The organism is Candidatus Sarmatiella mevalonica, from assembly GCF_016751895.1.
GTDB lineage: Bacteria > Pseudomonadota > Alphaproteobacteria > Rickettsiales > Rickettsiaceae > Sarmatiella > Sarmatiella mevalonica.
In genome coordinates, this window is record NZ_JACVVM010000003.1 from 1 (window position 1) to 22,467 (window position 22,467).

Below are 22,467 nucleotides of genomic sequence, written 5' to 3' on the forward strand. Positions count from 1 at the left end.
AGCGCCATATTGTTGTGGATACCTTGGGCTATCCGCTGAGCATTGACGTTCATAGTGCGACGCCCCATGACAGCAACTGTGCTAGGGAAGTCCTATTTGGCTTAAAGCAAAACTTTCCGAGACTGGTAAAAGTTTTAGCAGATCGGGGGTATCAAGGTGATTTACAAAAATGGTTTTATGCGCATACGCAGGGGTGTTTGCTGAGCATTGTCAAGCCGGTGGACGGAACGAGGGGGTTTAAGGTTCAGCAATGGCGGTGGCTTGTGGAACGCTCGTTTGCGTGGCTGGGTAATTTCAGAAGATTATCCAAGGATTATGAGATTTCCCCTTCATCCGCTAAGGCTTTTGTTCAATTAGCTTTCACAAAAATTATGCTGAATAGGTTAGTTAAATGTTTTGCGTGACTGGTTCTTAGTAGACCTCTTTCGAAACTCGCTCAATTAAGAGCAAATGCGAGGAGTATACGAAGCACAGAGCCGCAGCGTACATGAAGTACGTGAGGACTTGCGCATCGACGGCGTCGCCACAGTCGCCATCAGGAGTAGAGTTAGGAAAGAGGTCTAATGAAGGCTTGATCTGCTCAAATGTGGAATGCTCTCTTGTAAGCTGTACAAAACATCATCAAGAGGCAATTGTGTAAGCTGTCTAAAAGCCACAATCGCCTCTTCTTCAGCTTCAGAGAGTACTGTTGATTTTATCTTTTTAGGACCCATCGGAAGGTCTTGCGTATCTTCTCTTTTTCTCCACTTGATGATTGTTTTTGGGTTAACATTAAATCTTTTAGCCGCTTTTTCTATGCTCTCTTTACTATCACGGATCTCTCTACGGATTGCCTCCGTTGTTCTGGCATTCGCGTGTAATATTTGTCCCATAAGATTTTTCTCCATAAATTATTCTCTTCATAATATACACCATTATTCTCTGGGATCAAACAACGTGCTTTAGCCCATTAAGTTAAATACTCTCTTCCATTCACCAAAATCATTTGGTAAATCTCGCCAAAACAGCCATTTTTTGTTACATAGGATATTCCATCCCATAGCTTTCTTGCATCCTTAGGTGATGACCGACCTTGTTTACCTTTTTGCCTGTATTTATTTTTTCTATTAATTCCCACTCTTTATCACTATAGTAATTTAGGTTGAATTAGATAAAATTACTATAAATCAAAAAACTAAATACTTGAAAGAAAGAACGGAAACAAAAACAGCAGAAAGATTAAGGGGGCTTTTCGCCCCCCGCTAAAGAATAGTCGTATTAAAAAAAAGATACTATCGTACTATAGAAAGTAAATCGCTATAGAGCAAATTTTACATTTAATACACCAATAGCACCAGTATAAGACTTAGCACCAGAGAACCCAAGCCCTACTCCAACTTCAAATCCATTGCGTTTTACATCCAAGGTTACACCAAGATTATACATAAACGTCTGGTTTTGTGCAGTTGGAGCTACGATAGGATCCGCGCCAGTAAACTGGATGGTAGTAGTAGCCTTATTCTTGCCAGACAATGACACATTCACAAATGCACCAGGTCTAAGCACCCCACCTTCATCAATCTGAATATCAGCAGAGTAATTAGTACCAAGAGTACACTGGAACACTGTAGAAGCGCCAGATTTTACTGTCTGATCAAAAACGCCCGCGCCATTCTCCTTATATTCAAAACCACCAACGCTTAGTGCGCCAAATGTAATATATGGATTAACAACATGCACGTCATTAAAAAGAGAGTTATACTCAGCTCTCAATTGGAACAGCGTATTGTTTACAGAATAATTACCAATCGCGTTTTTCTTCATTGGCGCGCCATTAGCATCCACACCAACTATACGAACACTTGAGCTCTTATTCTGCCCCCCACCATAAGCAAGCAACGCGCCTAAAGAGAACCCGTTATATATCTTCTGCGAAGCATACACCATCACCAAGATATCACGAGAATCAGTGTAACTGCCTGTCATCATGCCTTTAAGTTTATTCTTACCACCTAAATAGCCTAATGTCATACCAAGAGTTGTTCCACTATCAGTTACTGTATGCTTACCGCCTAACATAAAGCCGAACTGTCTATTCTTATAACCTTCAGTTTGGCCTAGCTTCTTCTGGTCACCAAAATTATAGAATGGTTTTAACCAAACACTACTTCCGTTTCTCTCGGCACAATCATCACCGGCAGCTTGACCTAAACCTGAGTCAGTTAAGTTAATAGCACCACCACCAGCATCAGGCGCCATGTTATTCATGCCCATGCCAGTAGATACCATATTGTTTGACTGTAGCATAGTCGCGCCGGTAGTACCCGCAGCGTTTTGCAAAGCAAGAGTAGTAGCTTGAACCTGCACTTTTTCGCTACCCATCTCGCTAATAGCTCTCACCATGTTCGCAGCTTGAGAGTTCGGAGCGGCTGCAGCAGCTGCATAGATAGTTTTTGTAGCCTCAGCAATTGTTTTAGCATTTTCGTGCGTTAACCCAGCGTCTTCTAAGCTCTTAGTAGTATATTCTATATCTTCAGGGCTCACGCCACCACCGCCACTACCACTATTCATCACAAGAGTATTACCAAGCATTTTGAAGGCAATCTTGTCATTCGTAGAAGTAACAGTAATTTTGTCACTAGCTGCATTCACTATAGATCCGCCATTCGCAGAATCTAATATCTTAAATGAAGCAGCTGTAGAAGAAGACAATGCCTGAGCAGGTTTCACGCGAATCTCGAGCTTCTCAACTTTACTAAAGTTGATGGATGTTTTGGCACCAGTAACGCTCATTCTACCAAATTGCTCCTTCGTCTCAACATCTAGGTTTAAAACCACAGTGCCAGTAGGCGTATATATAGCTCCATCAGTCAAGCTTAACTTATGAGTACCAAGAGAGATTTCCCGCAAATCATTAATCTGCCCACAACCTATAACTAAATCTTTAGTTAATGTCACTCGAGGCATGCTCATTTCCTGAGCATAGATAGCACCAGCAGCAGCAAAAGCTTTACTGTCTTTAGACACAATCAATTTACTTAAAGGAGCAGTTGCAGCACCTAAAGTACCAACAAAGTTTACAGCATCAGATGAAAACTCAACGCCAACAACTGGTGTAGTTTTTTCCGCTGCGGCAGCCACTGCTAGCTTCACATCAGCTTGGACATCATTTCCAGAAAACACAATTGCACTATCTTTAATAACTGCAATGCCGCCTGTTACTTTCACTTTACCATCTATTTTTAATCCAGCGCCTGTAACAGTTGCGTTAGCAGCATACAAGTCGCCAGTAACAGCGGTCTCGTTTCTGAATTCAGCAAGAGTAAGGGAAGCGCCAGTAGCACCCAAGTTGCCGGTAATAACAGTAGCACCTTCTACTATCACAGAAGCCTTACCATCATTCACAGATAGGAAATCAGATGTAACGGCATTTTTCAAGGTTACCACAACACCATCGCGCAGCTTAAATCCACCGCTTTTAATACTAGAGCTTTGTGTCATACTCTGAGACTGACCAAGCACAACCCAGAAAGGACCAGATGCCTTTGATTCAAAGAGTGTATTGCCAACATTAGCGTTAGCAAAAGTTACAGTAACAGCATCTTTTGTTTCGGTTGCAGGCGTATATCGCGCTTTATCCAAAAACACATTTGCGCTAGAAAATGTCACATCCTTACCTGAAATCTCTACGCCCATAGGAGCGGCGCTAGATCCGATGATTGCATCTACAGTTAATGGAGTTGTGTTAACTAATTGAATGCCAGCCAACTCTTCTGCATTCGTGCTAAGGTTCACGGCAGATACCTGAGCAGTAGAGAGGTTAGACACTTTTAAACGACCAACACCTCTGAGTTCAATAGCGGTTGCATATACATCATTTACAGCAAAACTACAATTATCAACTACTAAAGCGCCCACGCGGCTATTCTTTGTACCAATAGAACCAGTAAGTACGATGGCACCTCCAACCTTATCGAGTGCTCTCGCAAGCACAAAAGTCTTGGCAGCTTCTTGTTCAGCGCTCACAAAAATAGAGGCAGTCATATCAGTAGCAACTTGTATTCCACCACCAGCATTTAAGCTAATAGCAAATGATACTGGAGTCTCTGTGCTTTTCGCGCCTGCCGGAGCTGGTGCAGCAATAGATCTAATTAACACAGCTCCACCTTCTACCTTTAACGGCGCTACAGACGCAGCGTTTGCATTAGCGCGCGTTAGACTATTCACTACGTATACAATAGGAGAAATTTCTCCATCAGTAATAGCATTACCAGTAACTGTAATACCACCTACTTTAGGAGTTTGCAGCACTACTTTGTTAATAACGGCTGAAGTTTTGAATAGAATAGGCGTTTCGCTCACATCTAACTGCGCCAAACCTGAAGCTACTCCATCTGAACCAATGCCACCAATAGCACTAGTAATCGTTACAGCTTCAGCTGTAGCACCAGAAGCATTAGCCTTAGTAGACAATGTTCCAGAATATCCGGCTTTCTCGAAGGTCATGCCATTTAACTGGCTACCAGCGGCAATAGTCATTTTTTGCACAGCACCTTGCGCAGCTTCACGCATTTTCGCAGATGTTAATTTTTTAGTAACAATAACTTCACCACCAGAAAAAACTAACTCTTCTGCTGTATCAACTGTAAGTACACCGCCACTAACGTTCGCCAAAACAGCGGTACCAAGCTTCGCAGTACCACCTGAAACACTGGCTTCTTCAACTGTTCCGTCAACCTGCACTGCGCCACCAGATACCACTAACCTTTTAAGGCCAGATTTAGTTTCAAATATACCTTTTTCGATAGTAGCTGTTTGGCCGGCAGAAGATTTAACCTTCACAATACTATTTGCGTGGGTTAACTTTACACCAGTCTCTAATATCGGTGCATTAGCACTCTCCTCTGTTATCTGAGTAGCGCTCGCAGTATTTGCAACACCTCCAACCCGTATAGGGGCATCTCCATCTTGCAATAATGCACCGTTAACACCTGCGGTAATTTTCTTATCAGCGGCAGTAAATGCTAGTCTGACACCAGGAAGAGCGCCGTTTACGCTAACAGAGTTAGCGGTGGCGATAGTAGCCAGAGTCTTTTCGCCAGCAGATGCGGTTGAAGCTATGTTGTTAAACGGCGCTGAGCCATTAATAAACACGTTTGTAGCAGATGATAAACCAAGATTACCCAAAGCCGCCGTACCATTAAAGGTTACAAGAGCATTATTGAATGCAGAAGTTTCTGCTCTATATGAAGTAGTCACCACAAACTGTGAGGCTTGCCTACCATATCCATGAAACTCGATACTATCAGCCCGTAGTTTTTCGGCAGTTAAAGTTTTATCCGCAGCAGATGCTAGCAAGATTTGGGATGTTTCATACCCAGTCAAAATGATATCCTTCACCGTCATATCAGCAGTCACGGGTTTCGCCAGAGCGGCTAAATCTGCAGCTAGATCAGGGGTAACAGCTGCTGCATAAGCAAATGAGTCAGCTGCTGCATAAGCAAATGAGTCATCTGCCACAATAACTTGGAGGGATTTTTGAGCATTAGCAATGTTAGAAGACTCAAACGTAAATTTCTCGACTGCTACGCCGGCAGCAGTTGCCGCGCCACGAGAGGCATTCACGAGCAAAGTACCACATTTGTCATTATCTATCTGCACAGCAGCGGTGTAAAGCTTGGCAGCTGTACCGGATGCAGATTCAGCATTAGGCACGCCCACTATTGCATCGCCGAAGTTTGCGCCGGAAAAAGTGATAGTTGGCGCTCCTGCGGACTTTACTTCATTGAATATTGCAATACCTTTAGTAACCCTAACGGTAGCCATTAGGTTGCCGGCAGCAGCGGCGCCTGTGTTATCAACCAACACGTTTGTTAAAGATAGCCCCGCCAATACTGTGCCGCTTGTTAAGGTAACGCTCTGCACAGAGGTAATGTCAGCACCATAAAACACACCAGGGCGGCCGCCAGCAGCTGGCATTGGGGTTACTCCATTAGCAGGAGCGCTATCTACTATAGCAAACACATTAAACGTGGTATTCGTAGCGTTCGCAACATTCTTCTCTCGCTCAACCTGAAGCACGCCATTAGGGCGGACGGAAATTTTGTTCAGCACTATGCCAGCTGCGTTAAAGCCATCGCGCAGTTTAATGGTGGTGTTGTTAGCTATAAACGCAGTTGGCGCGGCGGCATCGGAGGCTGCGAAAGCGGCGCCAGCAGTACCAATCGTATTTACGACCCCTGACGACATGAATAGAAAGCCTCCTGTTCTAGTAGTAATTGTTAAATCCCCACCAGCTGCAAAAATACTTCCGTCTTTAATTAATGCCCCTCCAGATTTAGTATCCGCGATATTTGCGCCGTTAAGTGCTGCAAAATCAAGGCTCATCGCACCATTAGTAATCCACACATCCCCTGTAACCTGACCAAGTGTCACCTGAGTTGTGCCAGGGCCAGCTTGTCCTAAACCAAGGGCGTTAGCATACGCGCCAAAATTAGAAGTGGTGAATTTAGTATCATCAGCACTTACCTGCGGGGAAATGTTTAGAATGAACGTGTCGTCCTTCTCTGGAGCAACGTTTAACACGCCCACCGCATTGGTTGCGCCCCACTTACTGATGTTAAAACTACCCTTCCCCTTAACGTTTTTCACTATCACAGAACCCCCAGGTGCACTCGTTGCATCCAAAAACACTACGTTTTGCGCAGCATTGCCGGCGTCGGTTACTGCTGGATCTCCGCCAAGCTTCCAACCATTCTCCCCTTGATCCGCGTTCACTGCTTCTATATCCACAACCAATGCGCCGCGAATGTTATTAGCTGCATTAGCCAGATCGATCGTAGCAAGAGCATTAAAGGTGTTACGCGCAATTGCAACGCCACTAGTTGCACCTGTCGCATTATAGAACTTGTTACGATTAGCGGGGGCTTGCGGTGCTTCCACCGGTACTCTACCAGTCAACACCATAGCTGCGCTAGCGCCAGTGCGCACAACATCAAAACCATTTGGTAGGCCAGTTAAGCTAGCAAGCGAAGGCGCGGGTGGAGTACCGGCGCCGCCAGCGATGATAAGGTTGACTGCCGCACCAGCATTAACATTCACAGCGCTAGTCACACCTATCGGAATCTCGCTCAAATACTGGGTCGTAGTCATAGTCAATGTAATGCTTTTAGAGTTATATCCAGCATATAGCGAATAGGCGGAAAATGGAGAGATAGAAGGCCCGGCAGCAGCAGTAAGACCTACAGTGGCGTCGTGGTCAGTAAGGTGCGTGAAGGTTAGAACCTCCTTCTTCTGTACCGGTGTCATTTTCGTTTCGGCTTGGGCCCAAGCGGCGTTATTCGCCATTGCGGCATTCCCTATTACGTATAACGGACTATTACCACCAAGAAGCATAGTGCCCACATCGATAGTGAGAGCGGCGGCGTTATTATCCTCCAGAGCAGTAACGCCCAAATCAGCAATGATGCCGGCAAGCGCATCAGCAGTAAAAGCACCAGAAACCAACGCTGAAGTGAGCAGGGTTTTACCTACTACACCCACCACATTTCTTTTTTTATTATTCTTTTTCTTTTGAATTTTATTTTTTTGTATCATATTCATAAACCAAATATAAGTTATATATAAATTATTAAAACTAATCTTCCTACTCAACCCCACTTCACGCACGCTAGACCTTTTTTTTCAAACCCTAGCCCCTTCATGGCCTAGCCCCTAGGCGGCCGCACTCGCCGCCCTTCAATGCTTAAAAGCCCTCGCGCTACTTATCATATACGCTTCGGCCCTTCCGCACTTTCGTTTGTTCTCTGCATTTGCCACTCATGAGCTAGCCCTTGCGGGGTCTTGTGGGGTGGCATTAAACCTTCTCAAACCCTACAGGGGTTCAAAAAGAGGTATATTATGCGCAAGAAGAGGGGTCTTTCAAAAACCAGAAACTCTTGCAACATCGCAAAAATCGATAAAAAGAAGCAAAGCTGCAACTGAGCTAAACCTGAGCTACTACTAAACTAAACTATAGCACGCACACCTTTCTGCAAGCTTATGTAAGCTTTGGCGCCAAACAAAACAAAACAGACTGGCGCGTCGGGCGAAGCAGGAGAAGTATAGCAAGATTTAACAACGTCAGACAAGTATATCAAACACTGCAAACAATCGCTAGCAATAACGCTCAAATTTTTAAAAGAGCGCACCGTAAGCTATGCCTAACCGCGCCATAACCAAATATTTTTACCCGGGGCAGCCTTAAAAACTTTCTTCAACTCTTCAATCAACCTCTTGCATAGCCATCACGACGGCCACTACCTTTCGTTACTACTAATGCGCACCTCCCCTCACTCACCTCTTTTGTATACCGGAAGTTCCGCTCTTTCGTTTACTCCTTGCATTGCTCATACACTCAGCATGAGTGTTGCAAGAGGTATAATCCTTTAAAAGAACCTTGCCAAATAAACCTCCCTACTCTACCCAATAACACGCTTGTATCAGCGGGATTACGCACTAGTGGGTTACATTAGACTTCTTCAAAAAAACTCTACTCCTCCGCGCCAACTACGCAGGTGCAGTTGATTCAAAGCCTTCGCATACTTATATACGCTCATGCGCTCTACGCTTCGTATACTCCCTGCATTTGCCCATCACGAGCGAGTTTAGAAAGAAGTCTAATGAGCGAGTTCCAAAAGGAGTATATGATTTGTTAATAAAGCTACTTTTTTAGCAAAACATTTTTTAACGAAGCCGCTTTAATAAAACCACTCTAACAAAGCCGCTCTAACCAAACCGCTCTTTCACGAAGTTGTTTCATAACAAAACCCCTTCGTAATAAAGCCGCTTCTTAACGATCGATCTTAACAAAGCATTTGTTTAGAACGCTACTCCTAGAGTCATCATACCATTCCATCCCATATACTTCTTAGCAAATTGGAATCCAAAGTTAATACCAAACTGCATACCTTTTGCAGTTTCTGCTGCAAAGCTCGCACCAGCGCTATAGCTAAAGGCTTGGCCAGTAAGAGTTGGTAGGTTTACAGCAGTATCGGCTCCAATAAACTGTTCTGTAGCAGTAACTTTACCCTTGCTACCAAACTGTACATTTGCATATACACCTGGCTTCATAACAGAATCGCCGCTTTCTATCATTGTATAGTAGTTAGCACCAAGCACACCCTGGAACCAGTTAACTGCTTTAGTGTTATACTCTATGCCAACTTTATCATCAGCCTTGTCACTCATTTTAGCAGTGGCTTTAGAAGAACCAACATTACCAAAACCTACAGATAGATATGGGTTGAGTGTATGACCTTCTAGCACTTCTGCGCGATAATCAGCTTTCACAAGCGCATTGATAACAGTATTCTTGAATGAGAGTTTGGCAGCTTTTTCAACACCTGGAACAGGAGTTTTGCTTTTTACTGAACCAATCACCAATGCACCAGTTATACCAACTTCTGGAGACACATCGCCGCTACCAAAAATTGAGAACAACATTGAGTTAGATGTAATCTTACGATTAGATACTGTTTTTTCTTTAATATCAGCTCCAGTATAACCAATAGCTAAACCAAGCTTCGCGCTTTCATCAAATCTATATCCAGCAGAAAGGAACACGCCTCCTTGGTTCGTCTTATAACCTATAGCATCATTATTTTTCTGATTACCAGCGTTATAGAAAGGCTTTAGTTGCACATCCCAGCTAGCATCATCACAATCATCACCAGCACTCGCGCCTAGATTATTTGCTAAAGCAAGACCTTCAGCAGAAGTTTGCCCTAAGCTATTGTTGATCATCTGAGAACCCAAAACATTAAAGAAGCTTTGAGCTGCCACCGCTGCCACAGCAGAAGGAGAAGTAGAAGCTTCTGCAACTAATTCAGCTGTTTGCTTGGCCTTTTCTGCATCTGTTGCGCTAGAGCCGTTGATTTTCTCTATTTCAGCTTGTAGCAACTTCGCAGTTTCATTTCCGGCATCAGCTTTTGTTTTTACATACTCTAAATACTTCGCTTCTTCTTTAGCAAAGCTTTCACCCGCCATATTACTCCAAACTTTTGCAACATCAGTTGGAGCATCTGGTTTTGGATCTGGAGACACTCCACCAAGAGTCAACGCACCTTCTTCAAACTCAAATTTATATTTATCGTCATTTGAAGCGATTTTAATCACGTCTTTCTTAGGAAACTTAATCACGCCTTTATCTTTTGCGGTCATGATGCTCCATTTGCCTTTCTCGAGGCCAGTAGGAGCTTTAACTGTAATGTTAAATGCAGTTACAGCAGACAAATCTTGTTCTGTTTTTTCGCCTGTCACAATCCATTGGCCGTTAGCAGTAGCGCTAACTATTTCAACTTCATATCCAAGCGTACCTGTAGCAGCAGATTTTACACCACCACCAAAAGTGATCACATTTTCACCGGCAATAGCGATAACAGCGTTGTTCATATCAGCTTTACCGTAGATCGCGCTAGTTTTATCGCCTACTACAACTTTCAGATCAGACAAGCCAGCAACTGTTGTGGCGTATACTTTAGCTTTCAATTGAAGCTCTTTCACTTCTTTAGCGATAGTGAGAGAGTTTAGAGCTGTTTTGTCTGTACCATAAGCACCTGTTAGTTTGATAGTAGTACTATTAAGTACACCATCTTCTGCGCTGCGTGCGCCTATGTGGAGGTCAACTTTTTTACCTTCAGCGGCTGTGAAAGCAGCGCTATCTACAGAGTCAGAAACAAACACAACTGTGCTATCAGTTTTAACTGTAAACGCAGGAGTTGCTACTGTACCCACAGCAATGAAAGTAGCGGCTTCTACTTCAACTAGGTCTGCATACAAACCAGAATTAACTTTAGCTGCCTTTTTAAAGTTCACAGAGGCATAAGGAGCGGCGGCTTCACCAATACCCTTAATAGCAAGAACGGCTGGTTCTTTTGCTGCGGGATCGAATGTGATTTTACCTTTTGCATCCTTAGATGTTACAAACTGAGTAGGTTTTGCGAACGCACCAGTGAATGTGACTGTTTTGCTTGTTTTAATCGCACCATTGGCAAGATCAAAGTTAGTAGCAGTAGTTTGGTCAGTATTTAGGCCAACTGTAAGAAGTTTGTCGCCTGTTGAAGCGATACCATCAGCTACCAATGCTTTTTCAAAGCTTAGAGTAGAAGGTGCTGTGGATGCATCATATGCTATGCCAGTGGCGTATACAGTACCAGCAAAGTTTAACTCACCAGCTGCATTAGAAGCGGTAGTATTTGTATATTTAATGGCGGCTAGTTTTTTATCTGCTGCGCCAAAATCACCGTTTACCACAAGTTTATTAGATGCGGAGAATGAAAGCACGTCTGTTGTTATAGCACCTAGTGTTACGAACCCTGCAGCTGTAGAAATTACGTTAATTTCTTTTGCGTTCAACGCACCAGTAGTCATAGGTTTATCTGTAGTAGTGCTTGCTGCTAATTCTAAATTCAAAGTAGCTGCAGGAGCTGTGATTGCGCCCAGAATATTAACGCCTTTAGCGTTTAAAACGATAGCTGCTTTATTTGTTGCATCAGTAAATGCAAATGCATTTTCTAGCTTATCAGTAGTACCACTAACGTTTACCGTACCAAGCTTACCACTAGCCACGGCGATTTGAGCGCCAGCAGCTTTTATATTAGGCAAGTTTAACACCGCATCAGTAACTGTAGTACCATTAAGAGTGATTGCGCCAGCACCAACGTCTGTAACGGTAACTGTACCGCTAGTGATAGTACCTTGGTTAACTTGTTTAACAGAAACAGTACCACCCACAGCTAAATCTAAGTTTGTGATGATTGTGCCAGCGCCTGTGAAGGTAGAATTAACCACATCTGCTAGATTTGCGCCAGCCGTTCCGATATTAGTAGGAAGAACTTTTGTTGATGATAAATTCACAACAGTTGCGTTGCCAGTGATTGTAATGGCGGCAGGTGTTGTAGAATCCTTAGCAGCTAGCAAGTTTACTCTATCTATGTTCCCAGAGTTAGTACCACCAGTTTTGATGTTTACATTGCCAGCAACAACATGAACTGCGCCAGTAACACGAGTAGCAACTTTCTCATCACCAAAATTAATCGTTCCACCTAGAGCATATACGCTACCATCAACAGTGCTTGTAATAGGAGCGTTAAAGGAACCTTGGGCAGCACCTGGAGTTGTGAAGATGTCACCAACGATAGAAGTGAGGTTCACCTCTAATGTACCGCCAGAAGTTACTCCAATACCTCTTCCGTTTTCTATAGTACCAAAGTTTCTTACGGCACCAGCGTTTGCAGTATCACCTGTAATTGTTAATTTTTTGTCAGCGTTCAATATCAATCCAACTGGGTTAGTTGTACCCCAAGCATTCACGTAGATATTACCATCTGCAGAGCCTAAGCCTGAAACTAGCACAAGTGCAGCACCTTTCGCATTCGTTTCGCCAGTAGCGTTAACGCTAACACCAGCGGCGGCTGTGCCTAATGTGATGCCATTTGTAGTGTTGATTTCAATCACACCGGCATTAGCGCCTATGGTTGTGACTGAAAGAGAAGTAAGCGCGCCATAACCCGCAACCATTGCAGTTGGAGTACCGGCATTTACTGCGGCAGCGGTAGTATATACATCACCAGTGGCAGCTTTACCATCTAACACTAAAACACCAACGTTAGTTAATGCAGCTGAGAGGCGAGCAGGTAGTTTATCGTAGCCAGCAATAGGAGCACCAACTGACGCATTCAAGGTCACGCTCGCACTTCCAGTCGTATTAGCAGCCTTGCTCACAGCTCCTAACTTCCACACACCATTAGCGGCAGGAGTGATGAAATTCACGGGAGTAGCGTTCGCACCATTAACAAATACGTTCACAGAAGGCCAGAAACCGGGTAGAGTATTAGCTAACGCATTAAATGTGAATGCGTTGGTATTCGCCCCTGCAATCAATACAAGAGGGTTAGCTTGCAAAGCGGCAGCGGCAGCGGCCCAAGCTGTAGCAAAGGCTGCGTTATCTGTTACGCCGCCGTTATTATATACATAGTTACCATTAGTAATATTGCCAGTAGCTGCCATACTACCAATGGTGCCAGCAGTCACCACGATACTCACGCTTGTTGGAGCTGCAGGAGCTGCGGAAGCGACGCTATTTAGCGCAGCAACAGACAAACCTCCTGCTAGGCAGGCGACAGCTGAAGTTTTTAACAATTTTTTTACACTTAAATTTTTAGTTTTAGCATTTTTAGTATTTTTTGGGGCCATAATACAATTCCTTTAAAAATTAATAAATTAAAATAAACAAAGTTAAACAAGACCAACAAGTAATAGGGCAGATAAATATGAAGTGCACTATCTGCTTGCGGCTGTTATTGGTATATTTCTTACATCAAATAACATAAGTAGAAGCGCGACAAACTAAGGCTTGTTATTATTTGTTTTCATATTAATAACAAGCGCTTACTCTATATTCTAAGCTAAGCTACTTATTGATATTCAACAAACTTACAGACTCGCGCTGCGAGCGACAAAACCTGCATCACACTTCAATCACGAGAAACGCTTGCAGCGCGCTGTTTGTCCACAGAAATACATAGAATAAAATATACAAGAAAACAGGGGAGAAGTAAATAAATAAGACCTTGGGGACAAGATGAAAATTTAAAAATAAATATCAAAAAATATTACTGTTTAAAAGAAAAAAAGGCGAGAGACGGGGGATTTCAAGCAAAGAACGGCGGCGAGTACTTGATGCACACATGCAACATTTATCTTATCACTCATCACTCCTCGCGCTTCACCTGTTCGGCCAGATTCAAAATATACTGCGCGATACTGCATAATTTCACATGCAGTGGCTCTCCTATCGCGTTAGCATCGTTATTATAGCGTGACAAACTACGCAATGCTTCATTTTCTACATCACACACATTTTTTCCGTTCATCTCATCTTGCAAACTTAAAGATAGCATCAACAATAATAACTCTTGAGAAGAAGTGCGGTTATTTCTTTTTATATCTTCTAATTTTTTATTAATTTGCGACGCACAACGTAACAAATCTCTCTCTTGAGTTGCCTCGCAAGATAACTGATAATGCTTATTATTAATAATGATTGTTGTTAAATGAGTTAGATTTTTCTTCATTCACCTTTACACACTTCTATTCTATCTTGCATACGATGCTTTTGCCCGAAATAACTGCTAGGAACATAGCCTTGCACTCAAACCATGGGCGCGTTATGTTTAAGTTTAACATATAGTAAAAAAAATCAAAACTTGCGCAACGAGAGTTGTTGCAAAAAAATAAAAATCATATTTAATCAAATGTTGGTATAATGAAATAACTCAGTTATTTTATTTTTTAATTTTCTATGCAATTAAGACTTCCGCATGATAAATAACTCAATGAACCTACAAGAGCAAATATACGATCTTTTAGAAATAGCTCTGCCCAAAGGCGAGTTTGTTTTAGCCACAGATGATGGACTACATTACTCACTCTCAGTACGGCACGAAAGCTTTAAAAATCTCACCTTGCTAGGGCAGCATAAATTAGTAAATAATATTATTAGACCGTTAATAGACAAGGGTTTAATACACGCCATTTCTATCAAAACAAGCCATATCTAATTATGTCGATTATTTCATTAGAAGATTTGGAGTTTGAGTTACCAAAGGAATTAATAGCGTATCAACCATGCCCCAAGCGCGATCATTCTCGTTTAATGATTGCAAGGGAAGATGCGACTCAAATTACTCAATTTTTTAATATCCCCCACCACCTACGCCCAGGTGATTTGCTGGTGCTAAACAACACAAAGGTGATTAATGCTAAACTTACCTTAAATACGGCACATGAAAAGAAGGTAACCGTATATCTAGATTCTAAATGTAGCAAAGGTAACTGGCATGCCTTCGCTAAACCTTCTAGGCTACTTTCGGTAGGAGATGAATTGCGCCTGGCGCAGGAACCGGACTATAAATTTGTAGTATTAAAGAAGGGAGAGGGTGGCAGGATTAAACTCGCCTTCTCATCTGAAGCAGGCATGGATATTCATAAGATGCTAGACCTTTATGGCCAAATACCACTGCCACCTTATATCAAAAAAGAAGTTACGCCATCAGATAAAGAGCGATATCAAACTGTCTTTAGTAAAAATCTTGGTTCTGTAGCAGCCCCCACTGCAGGCTTGCATTTTACTGATCAACTGTTAAAAAATATTGCAGATAAAGAAATAGAAATAGCCTTTATTACTCTGCATGTGGGCAGCGGCACTTTTCTACCAATTAAGGGCAGCATTGAAACGCACGTGATGCATCAGGAAAATGGCTTTATTGAAGAAAAAGATGCGTATCTCATCAACCAAGCTCGTGCCAATGGTAGAAGGGTGGTAGCTGTGGGTACTACAGTTCTACGAACCCTAGAATATATGATGCATAATTTTGGAGAAGTAAAGGCGGGCAGCTTTAGCACGAACCTATTTATTAAACCTAGTTTTGAATTCAAAATCGTGGATCTGTTGATTACCAACTTCCACCTGCCCAAATCTACACTCTTACTACTAGTGAAAGCCTTTGCCGGCGAAAACTTAATTAATAATGCCTATCAACAAGCAATCACCCATAAGATGCGCTTTTTTAGCTATGGCGATGCAATGCTTCTTTACAAGCAAAAACCACTCACTTAAAGCGCGCACACTTCTGTGAGCTCAAAATCTTCTAACTGCACCATGCTTTTATTCAGAACGGAGTAAGTGAGGTGGTTCTGATTAAAGCGCACCTCTACATCGAATTCAAAATCAATAAAAATATCTTGATACTCTCCCGCCTCCTGCTCATCTGAAATTTTTATTATGCCATTTAAACCATCTAACACCTGATGCTTTAGCTTCGCGCCTTTGTTGTTATATAGCCTGATGCTCGATGCTACCGGCTTGGTGATGGGCCTATAATATGGCGCGGTGCTATCTGCGTAAATCTTATGTAGCGTAACCTTATGCAATAACCCGTCATAATATGTATTATCTAACTTCTGCATTCTCACCTGAAAATCAGATAAATCTTTAAAACGGAAAGTATATAACCTCCCCCTCCTTGCCATAAAAAAGCTTTGCAACTGTCTAAACTCTAGCATGCTAATAATGCAGTTGCTTATCTTATAAATATTACTCACATTAGAATTAAAAGCGTTTACAATCTCCTTGCCTGCGTAAGTAGTTTTTCCAAAATTTTTAAAAGTTGGACTACTAATTGCAAAGCGAGAAAGAAAGATTGGCATGCGCACATCATGAAAGCTCTGCATAATTTTCCTGTATTAAAAAATTATATTTTAACAACCCGCTAAAGGTGACTAAATTTTTACTCAACTCCAAATCACTCTCTAATTTATGAATTAATAAAATTTCATATTCCTTGCGATCTGCAAAAAGCTTCTGTATAGCCTGATTATGCAACCTGAAAAGCTCATCGCAACTGTCTAATAATTGTAAACACTCATTTTCCTTGTTATGAATAACTCTTATCTCCACCCCTACCTCATGCCTACTATAAAACAAATTATATGTAGTAAAATTTCTATTAATTTTAAATACAATACCATTACTCTTGCCTGTATAAGGTTTGTTTACGAGTATTACTTCTACCTTAGATATTATCTCTTCTAAATTCTGAAAAAGGCACTGAAGCTTCTGCGCCAAATAACTACTTAATAACATCGCCTATTCTTACACCTCCATAGTCATTAATTTTATAAAATGATTCTGTTCATTTAATTTCATAATCTGCCTCAACAAAAATACTTTCTTGTCATATCTCACGTAATATTCAAGACTCATCTCTTCTAGAAATCTAATAATAAATACATAGTATATGCGTCGTCTAAAGGTGCCAAAATATCCACCATCTAACAAATTCTCATGCACTCTTTCAGTACGCTCAATTTGAGACACATGAGCAAATGTAGCGTGCAACGTCTTATCCATATTCTGGTCTAGAATTTCTATCATATGAGGTAGGTCATAGCACTGACCACTGCGTAAAAAATGATTGGTTAATCCCATATCAACTCACCCACTACTTTCATTTTGTTTATTTCTATAGCAATCGTTTGGTAATTTTTGTTCTTATAGTTTTTATAATTTAATACCTCCAGATGCTTGGTAAAAATCCTTCATCTGCTCTTCAAATTGCATTACTGCCGGATTCTTGTCATACATCAGAGTTGTATGATGCATAATCCAATATGCAAGATAGGCATCGGGCTGATCGCGCAGGGTGCTATAGGTTATTTTTAATTGGAGAGCTGCACTATTAAACTTAGATAAGGTGAGAAAAAATATTCTATTGTCATGCCAAATATAATCTTTTATATTAGCCAACTTTGCTGCATTGCAATTCTCGCTACATTCTACTTCCTCTATTTGCTTAATAGCCCAGCGTAGATTTGCTATCTGAGTTGGGTTTGTTATGCGAGCTAACACTCTCTTTTGATTCAAACTCAAATTCGTCACTCGCTCTACATATTGTACTGAAGCTTTTAGTAGTTGCTTTAGTAACTCATCATCATAGCTATAACTAATGCGCGCATAAGCTTTGAGCTGTTGTAGAGTTAAAGGTGCTTGATCATCTTCAGAAAGTACTTGAAAATCGATACTATTCATTGTCGCTCCTCGCGATATAAATTAATGTAAGACAGAAGTTTAGCACCTCTTTAACGCAACACTAATAAACCTTTTGCGCAGAGTACGAAAACTCTATTCAGTATACCTCTTGCAACACTTGCGCGTGAGCAAGAACAAATAGACTTCTTCAGAAACTTGCGCATGATGAGCAAATGCAAGGAACGTACGAAGCACGAAGCTGCGAGCGTACATGAAGTTAAGTGAGGGTTTTGAATTGGATCGACGACGCAGTTACCATGAAGAAGTAGAGGTTTAAAAAGAGGTCTGGTTCAGGCGCGCTGGGATTGACTCGCTGGAGGGAATATGATAAACTTGCTAAGATCTTTGTCAGTTATGTCTTTTTTAATATGCATCTCTGACACACCTATATTCTAGAAAAAACGTAATTTTAAATAAGAAAATAAAAAATAAATATATGTCTACTAACGGCCTTCAAACAATCCAAAACGCCCTCAAGACCAGCAGGACGCAACTCAACATAACCGAGACAAACGCAGCTCTGATGAAAGAGGCGGATGGAAGTAGAGAAAAGTATTCGTTCGTACCCGAACAATACGCGGGATATCCAGATGGTAAAGGGCATTATTATACAATACCCACAGCTTATCTTGGGAGTAATTTAGGCACTTCATCAAGTATTGCTAAGTTAGAATCTGAGCAAGTTGCTAGCAGTCTAACTATCTCACGCATTTCAGATGATCAGGGTCTATATTTCGTAAGTAGCGCCGCGGACACATTAACGGAAAATCTGCGAACATCAGGCGAAGCGGTAAATAGCGACGCATCTTTTCAAGCTTTCGCAGTAACTGTCAATCGCACGCTTGATGGACTAGATCAACAATCCTCAGCTCTTCAGTCTGAGATAACAGCCACAGTTTTCGCATTCAATGAGATTTTGAGAACGTACCAGGAAGAAATGAAAAAAGGGCCTACTTTTTTTGCGCAAGATAGTTCCGTTCTCTTAACTCAGCGTAATATCATGCTATACCAAATCTCTCAATATCTACAAATTGATACGCTGGACTGGACGAAACCTATGCCACCGATATCTGTGCAGGGACACGCTGTGCTAGATAAGGAAACGAAGTTTGATCTTCATTTCACTCCTTCGACAGATCCCAACGACTCTAGTCCCGGTTCTTTTGCTTTGCGTTCTGACGGTGAAACCGTCGCTACTCTTAACGCTGCAAGACTTGGTGGTAAAATGGGTGGATACAGCGCAAGCTTTGCCCAAGTCGCCAAACAAAAACAGAATGCAAAAGCGCTTCTGGAACAAATAATAGAGCACTGTAACTCTCGAACAGGCGCGACTCTTAATAGTACTGATCAATATTCCTCTAGCGCACTAGACCTAGGGCAAAAAATCGACTGGAACCCCTTGACTCTCTGCGCAGTTAATAAAACTAAAGATGCAGCTGCCCCGTCTGGCGCATTAAGCATTACCATCCCTCCTGGTACACGCACGCCACAAGAGCAAGCGGCAGAAATTAACAGAGTCTCTTCTATCTACTCCGCTCAACGCGTTACAATTGGCGGAAAAAATGGCCTGCAAAATATTGTACTAGAACCTGATGGACGGGCTTTTGTTACTGGATACGATAAGCAAAAGGTGCGTATAGTCACAGCATGCAAACGTACTAATGTTGCCCCCGGTCCCATTGACGAAAAGCTTGTTGTGAATAGTAGTGGAGTGCAATTAACAACAAATGGCATGCAACTATACGATCTCGGGTTAAAGTTAGAAAATTTCACTCCAGACCAGGAACTCTATCTAGCAGTAGAAGTGGAGCATACTATCGATGGCCAGCAGTGCTACTGGACCGGCGGATTAGTTGGCAAACTTAACGCGCAAGGGCAGATAGTATTTACACCCGCCCCTGCTCCCGGCCTTGTTGAAGTAGCCGCATGCACCTTCGCACCTGGATCAGCTCAAGTCGCTCCTACTTATACAGGATACGTAAAATCTTCGGTAAACACAGCTAACAATACAATGCAACTAGGTGGCCTTGGTGATGTAGCATGCCTGATAACGAACACCATACCAAAGGCCTTACAAAACGATGTCTTGCTTTTGAAGGACGGAAGAGTGGCGGTAAATTTTTATAATCAAACTGTCACAGCAGAGGTTATAAAAGAAACTGTAACCACGCAGAAGCCCGTATCACGTGCTGAGCTCGCGGGGCAGAATATCGCAGCGGAATTTTCGATATCATTAGGCAGCAATAAGCTGTATACCTTTACTCTTGGGCCTGGCGTAGACACCGCTGATCACATTTACTATACGGATCTGGCAAATCTAAAGAACAAAGTCGCAGCAAATCCTGACATACCTTTTACTATAAAGGGTGATGCGCTCGACAATTGTACTTTGCTGGCTAAATCACCTGGCGAATGGGGTAATGCGCTTGCATTTACCAGAGCTGACACAACTTCCTTTGCGGGTGGCACAGATGGTCCAGAAGATGTATCCTGGGAATATGAAACATACAAGGGATCAACAACTAGCTTCAACACATCTATCGCTTCGGCTATACAAGAGCCGGTTGTTTTGGACGACCATAAATTTGACTCACCAGATAGAGCGGGGTCAAGTATAGTAGCAAAAATAAAACTTTCCCTACAAACCATTGACGCGAATCTTGAAACAAGCCAAGCATTCTTCGAACAAGAACTAGAGGTGATACAAAGCGTTACTGGCGTTCAAAGCATGGATGAAATGACAGCGAGTATTGCGGAGCTCAATAAGCGCATAGAGACGTTAATGGGGCTATACGCTAGCATCATACAACACAATGCAGCACTTGAGAAGACCCTCATAAACCTCATAAGCGCCTAATGTCGACGAATAGATAAAAATTTATAATTACATGCTCAATATCTTTTTAATAATACATTGCGTTGTTGCGGCGCTACTCATATCCGCAATTTTGCTGCAAAAAACCGGTAATGATGGTTTAGCTGGTATAGGTGGCAGTAAGTCTACGCAAACTGCCGCTTCCCGTTTTATGGTGCGCACTACTGCAGTCTTGGCCTGTGTGTTTATGGCTAACGCTATTATTTTAGGTAACCTCTCAAGTAAAGAGGCTAATGTTAAACTAGAACACATCAAAGACTCTTAATAAAATAAACTCCCTCATGAGGTAGGGCAAATGAATGCGCGGAACTTCGAGTATACATAAAGTGAACAGAGGGCTCGAGCATCAACGACGACGCGGCGGCGGTTACCATCATGAATAGAGTTTGACAAAAAAAAGGGGGGGTATTGAAGCATCGACAGCGACTGCGCAGTGGCATGAAGAAAGTTTAAGATGGTTATTCGCGTCGCAACACTCGCCATGTCTGCACATGTATCCAAAAAATCTCATATACCACAGTTAGGCGCAACTATATAATTAATTTTTACATGTTCACTCTGCAAAAACACTTCTTAACAATCGCCAACCATCTACCATTCACTCTCATCGCCGGTCCCTGTCAAATTGAAAGCATGGACCATAGCCTTTTTATGGCGGAAAAAATCAAAAAAATCACCGATAAACTCAATATTCAACTTATATATAAATCATCCTTTGACAAAGCAAATAGAACAAACGCAAGCACAGCAAGAGGCGTTGGGTTAGCGCAGGGACTTAAAATATTAAACAAAGTGCAGCAACAATTCGCTTGCCCAATCATCACTGATGTACATTGCTCAGAACAAGTCAATGAAGTTGCGCAAGTTGCAGATATCTTGCAAATACCAGCGTTTCTTTGCAGACAAACCGATTTAATTGAAGCGGTGTGCAAAAGCGGTCGAGCAATCAACGTTAAAAAAGGTCAATTTTTAGCTCCATCCGACATGCACAACGTGTATAATAAATGTAAATTTTTTGGCGCACAACACATCATGCTCACAGAACGCGGGGCGTGCTTTGGATATAATAACCTAGTATTTGATTTAAGATCCCTGGCAGTGATGAAGCAAACTGGTGCCGCGGTAATTTTCGATGCAACGCACTCAGTGCAAAAACCTGGAGCACTCACGCAGAGTAGCGGAGGAGACAGAGAATATATTGCCCTCTTTGCATCCGCAGCGGTCACCGCAGGTATCGCCGGCATTTTCATGGAAGTACACCAAGACCCAGAAAATGCTCCAAGCGATGGGCATTGCATGCTACCTCTGGAAGAGCTAGAAAATACCCTTATGCTTTTAAAGAAATACGATACAATAGCAAAAGAACTTATGCAAGATAGCAAGCATTCCTAACTACCTCCCCTGCGACCCTCAGGGTAGGATCAGGAGCAGAAGCGCAAACGCGGAAGTGCATAAAGTTAACCTAGGACGCAAGCATCAACAACGACGCAGCGCTTGCTATCACGGGTATACCTTCTGATAAAATAGAGCTGTTGCGTAAGAAAGTAAGTTATGAACTTAAAAAACACAGAGTATGTTAGGTGTAAAGCTGATGTGTTTTATACCACTAATGCTTTATTAGACCTCTTGCATAACCTATTCCGGGGTATATTTTGTTGTCAAAACTCCTTTGCGCTCCTCATATACTAGAGTATGCTGCGGCGCTCAACATCATTTTTCCTAAAAACTCCTCCTTCATTTTTAGGTTATGCAAGAGGTCTAATATTCAGGTTAGTTTTCATAAATCCAAAAGAACACAAGAATTGATCGAGTCAGCTTCCTGTAAAATTCTTACCACCTTATTCTCATAACCTTAACCCAATTGAAAAGTTCTGCGCTAATATGAAGAAGTGGAGTAAAAATAAAATCCATCTCTTCGACAATCTCTATAGAGCTATAGAAACCTTCTTCGCTCTCCCTAATTCAAGTTAATTGACTATAATAC

General features: G+C 42.1%; 15 protein-coding genes and 2 pseudogenes. 9 read left to right on the top strand and 8 right to left on the bottom strand.

Annotated features, from left to right (window positions below):
- A partial coding sequence (locus tag Sarmat_RS00495) for a transposase (RefSeq protein WP_202148901.1) occupies nt 1-404 on the top strand: 404 nt, incomplete at its 5' end.
- Between the two features lie 159 nt (nt 405-563).
- On the opposite strand, the pseudogene Sarmat_RS00500 reads toward Sarmat_RS00495, so the two are convergent.
- The 4 genes and pseudogenes from Sarmat_RS00500 to Sarmat_RS00515 form a co-directional block, all read right to left on the bottom strand.
- A pseudogene (locus tag Sarmat_RS00500) lies at nt 564-872 on the bottom strand (IS481 family transposase); the annotation flags it as partial.
- A gap of 424 nt (nt 873-1,296) precedes the next feature.
- Nucleotides 1,297-7,575 (bottom strand): autotransporter domain-containing protein, encoded by a 6,279-nt coding sequence (locus Sarmat_RS00505; protein ID WP_202148903.1) that lies wholly within the window; start codon nt 7,573-7,575, stop codon nt 1,297-1,299.
- A 1,263-nt stretch (nt 7,576-8,838) separates the two neighbouring features.
- A complete protein-coding gene (locus Sarmat_RS00510; protein ID WP_202148904.1) occupies nt 8,839-13,212 on the bottom strand; it encodes an autotransporter domain-containing protein in 4,374 nt (1,457 codons plus the stop codon).
- A gap of 518 nt (nt 13,213-13,730) precedes the next feature.
- The gene (locus Sarmat_RS00515; protein ID WP_202148905.1) at nt 13,731-14,093 is read right to left on the bottom strand and encodes a cell division protein ZapA; all 363 of its coding nucleotides are present in this window, start codon (nt 14,091-14,093) and stop codon (nt 13,731-13,733) included.
- Nucleotides 14,094-14,339: 246 nt separating this feature from the next.
- Between Sarmat_RS00515 and Sarmat_RS00520 the strand changes: the two genes are divergently transcribed.
- Complete coding sequence (locus tag Sarmat_RS00520; RefSeq protein WP_202148906.1) at nt 14,340-14,579, top strand: BolA/IbaG family iron-sulfur metabolism protein; 240 nt, start codon at nt 14,340-14,342, stop codon at nt 14,577-14,579.
- A gap of 11 nt (nt 14,580-14,590) precedes the next feature.
- The gene (queA, locus tag Sarmat_RS00525) at nt 14,591-15,637 is read left to right on the top strand and encodes a tRNA preQ1(34) S-adenosylmethionine ribosyltransferase-isomerase QueA (RefSeq protein WP_202148935.1); all 1,047 of its coding nucleotides are present in this window, start codon (nt 14,591-14,593) and stop codon (nt 15,635-15,637) included.
- Here queA and Sarmat_RS00530 read toward each other — a convergent pair.
- The 4 genes from Sarmat_RS00530 to Sarmat_RS00545 form a co-directional block, all read right to left on the bottom strand.
- Nucleotides 15,634-16,251, bottom strand: a complete 618-nt coding sequence (locus Sarmat_RS00530; protein ID WP_202148907.1) for a DUF2460 domain-containing protein — start codon at nt 16,249-16,251, stop codon at nt 15,634-15,636. The genes queA and Sarmat_RS00530 overlap by 4 nt on opposite strands.
- The gene (locus tag Sarmat_RS00535; protein ID WP_202148908.1) at nt 16,235-16,663 is read right to left on the bottom strand and encodes a hypothetical protein; all 429 of its coding nucleotides are present in this window, start codon (nt 16,661-16,663) and stop codon (nt 16,235-16,237) included. The genes Sarmat_RS00530 and Sarmat_RS00535 overlap by 17 nt, the downstream gene beginning before the upstream one ends.
- Before the next feature lie 9 nt (nt 16,664-16,672).
- The gene (locus Sarmat_RS00540; RefSeq protein ID WP_202148909.1) at nt 16,673-17,008 is read right to left on the bottom strand and encodes a hypothetical protein; all 336 of its coding nucleotides are present in this window, start codon (nt 17,006-17,008) and stop codon (nt 16,673-16,675) included.
- A gap of 72 nt (nt 17,009-17,080) precedes the next feature.
- The gene (locus Sarmat_RS00545; protein WP_202148910.1) at nt 17,081-17,608 is read right to left on the bottom strand and encodes a head-tail connector protein; all 528 of its coding nucleotides are present in this window, start codon (nt 17,606-17,608) and stop codon (nt 17,081-17,083) included.
- Between the two features lie 436 nt (nt 17,609-18,044).
- Between Sarmat_RS00545 and Sarmat_RS00550 the strand changes: the two genes are divergently transcribed.
- From Sarmat_RS00550 to Sarmat_RS00575, 6 genes and pseudogenes are all read left to right on the top strand, one after another.
- Nucleotides 18,045-20,465, top strand: coding sequence for a FlgK family flagellar hook-associated protein (locus Sarmat_RS00550; RefSeq protein ID WP_202148911.1), 2,421 nt, complete (start codon nt 18,045-18,047; stop codon nt 20,463-20,465).
- A 31-nt stretch (nt 20,466-20,496) separates the two neighbouring features.
- On the top strand, nt 20,497-20,748 hold the full coding sequence (gene secG, locus Sarmat_RS00555) for a preprotein translocase subunit SecG (RefSeq protein ID WP_202148912.1): 252 nt from the start codon (nt 20,497-20,499) through the stop codon (nt 20,746-20,748).
- Nucleotides 20,749-20,869: 121 nt separating this feature from the next.
- On the top strand, nt 20,870-21,007 hold the full coding sequence (locus tag Sarmat_RS00560; RefSeq protein WP_202148913.1) for a hypothetical protein: 138 nt from the start codon (nt 20,870-20,872) through the stop codon (nt 21,005-21,007).
- Between the two features lie 25 nt (nt 21,008-21,032).
- Complete coding sequence (gene kdsA, locus Sarmat_RS00565; RefSeq protein WP_202148914.1) at nt 21,033-21,875, top strand: 3-deoxy-8-phosphooctulonate synthase; 843 nt, start codon at nt 21,033-21,035, stop codon at nt 21,873-21,875.
- Nucleotides 21,876-22,135: 260 nt separating this feature from the next.
- Entirely contained in the window at nt 22,136-22,333 is a 198-nt protein-coding gene (locus tag Sarmat_RS00570) for a hypothetical protein (RefSeq protein ID WP_202148915.1), read from the top strand.
- Between the two features lie 4 nt (nt 22,334-22,337).
- Nucleotides 22,338-22,454, top strand: a pseudogene (locus Sarmat_RS00575) (hypothetical protein); the annotation flags it as partial.
- Nucleotides 22,455-22,467: the final 13 nt, after the last annotated feature.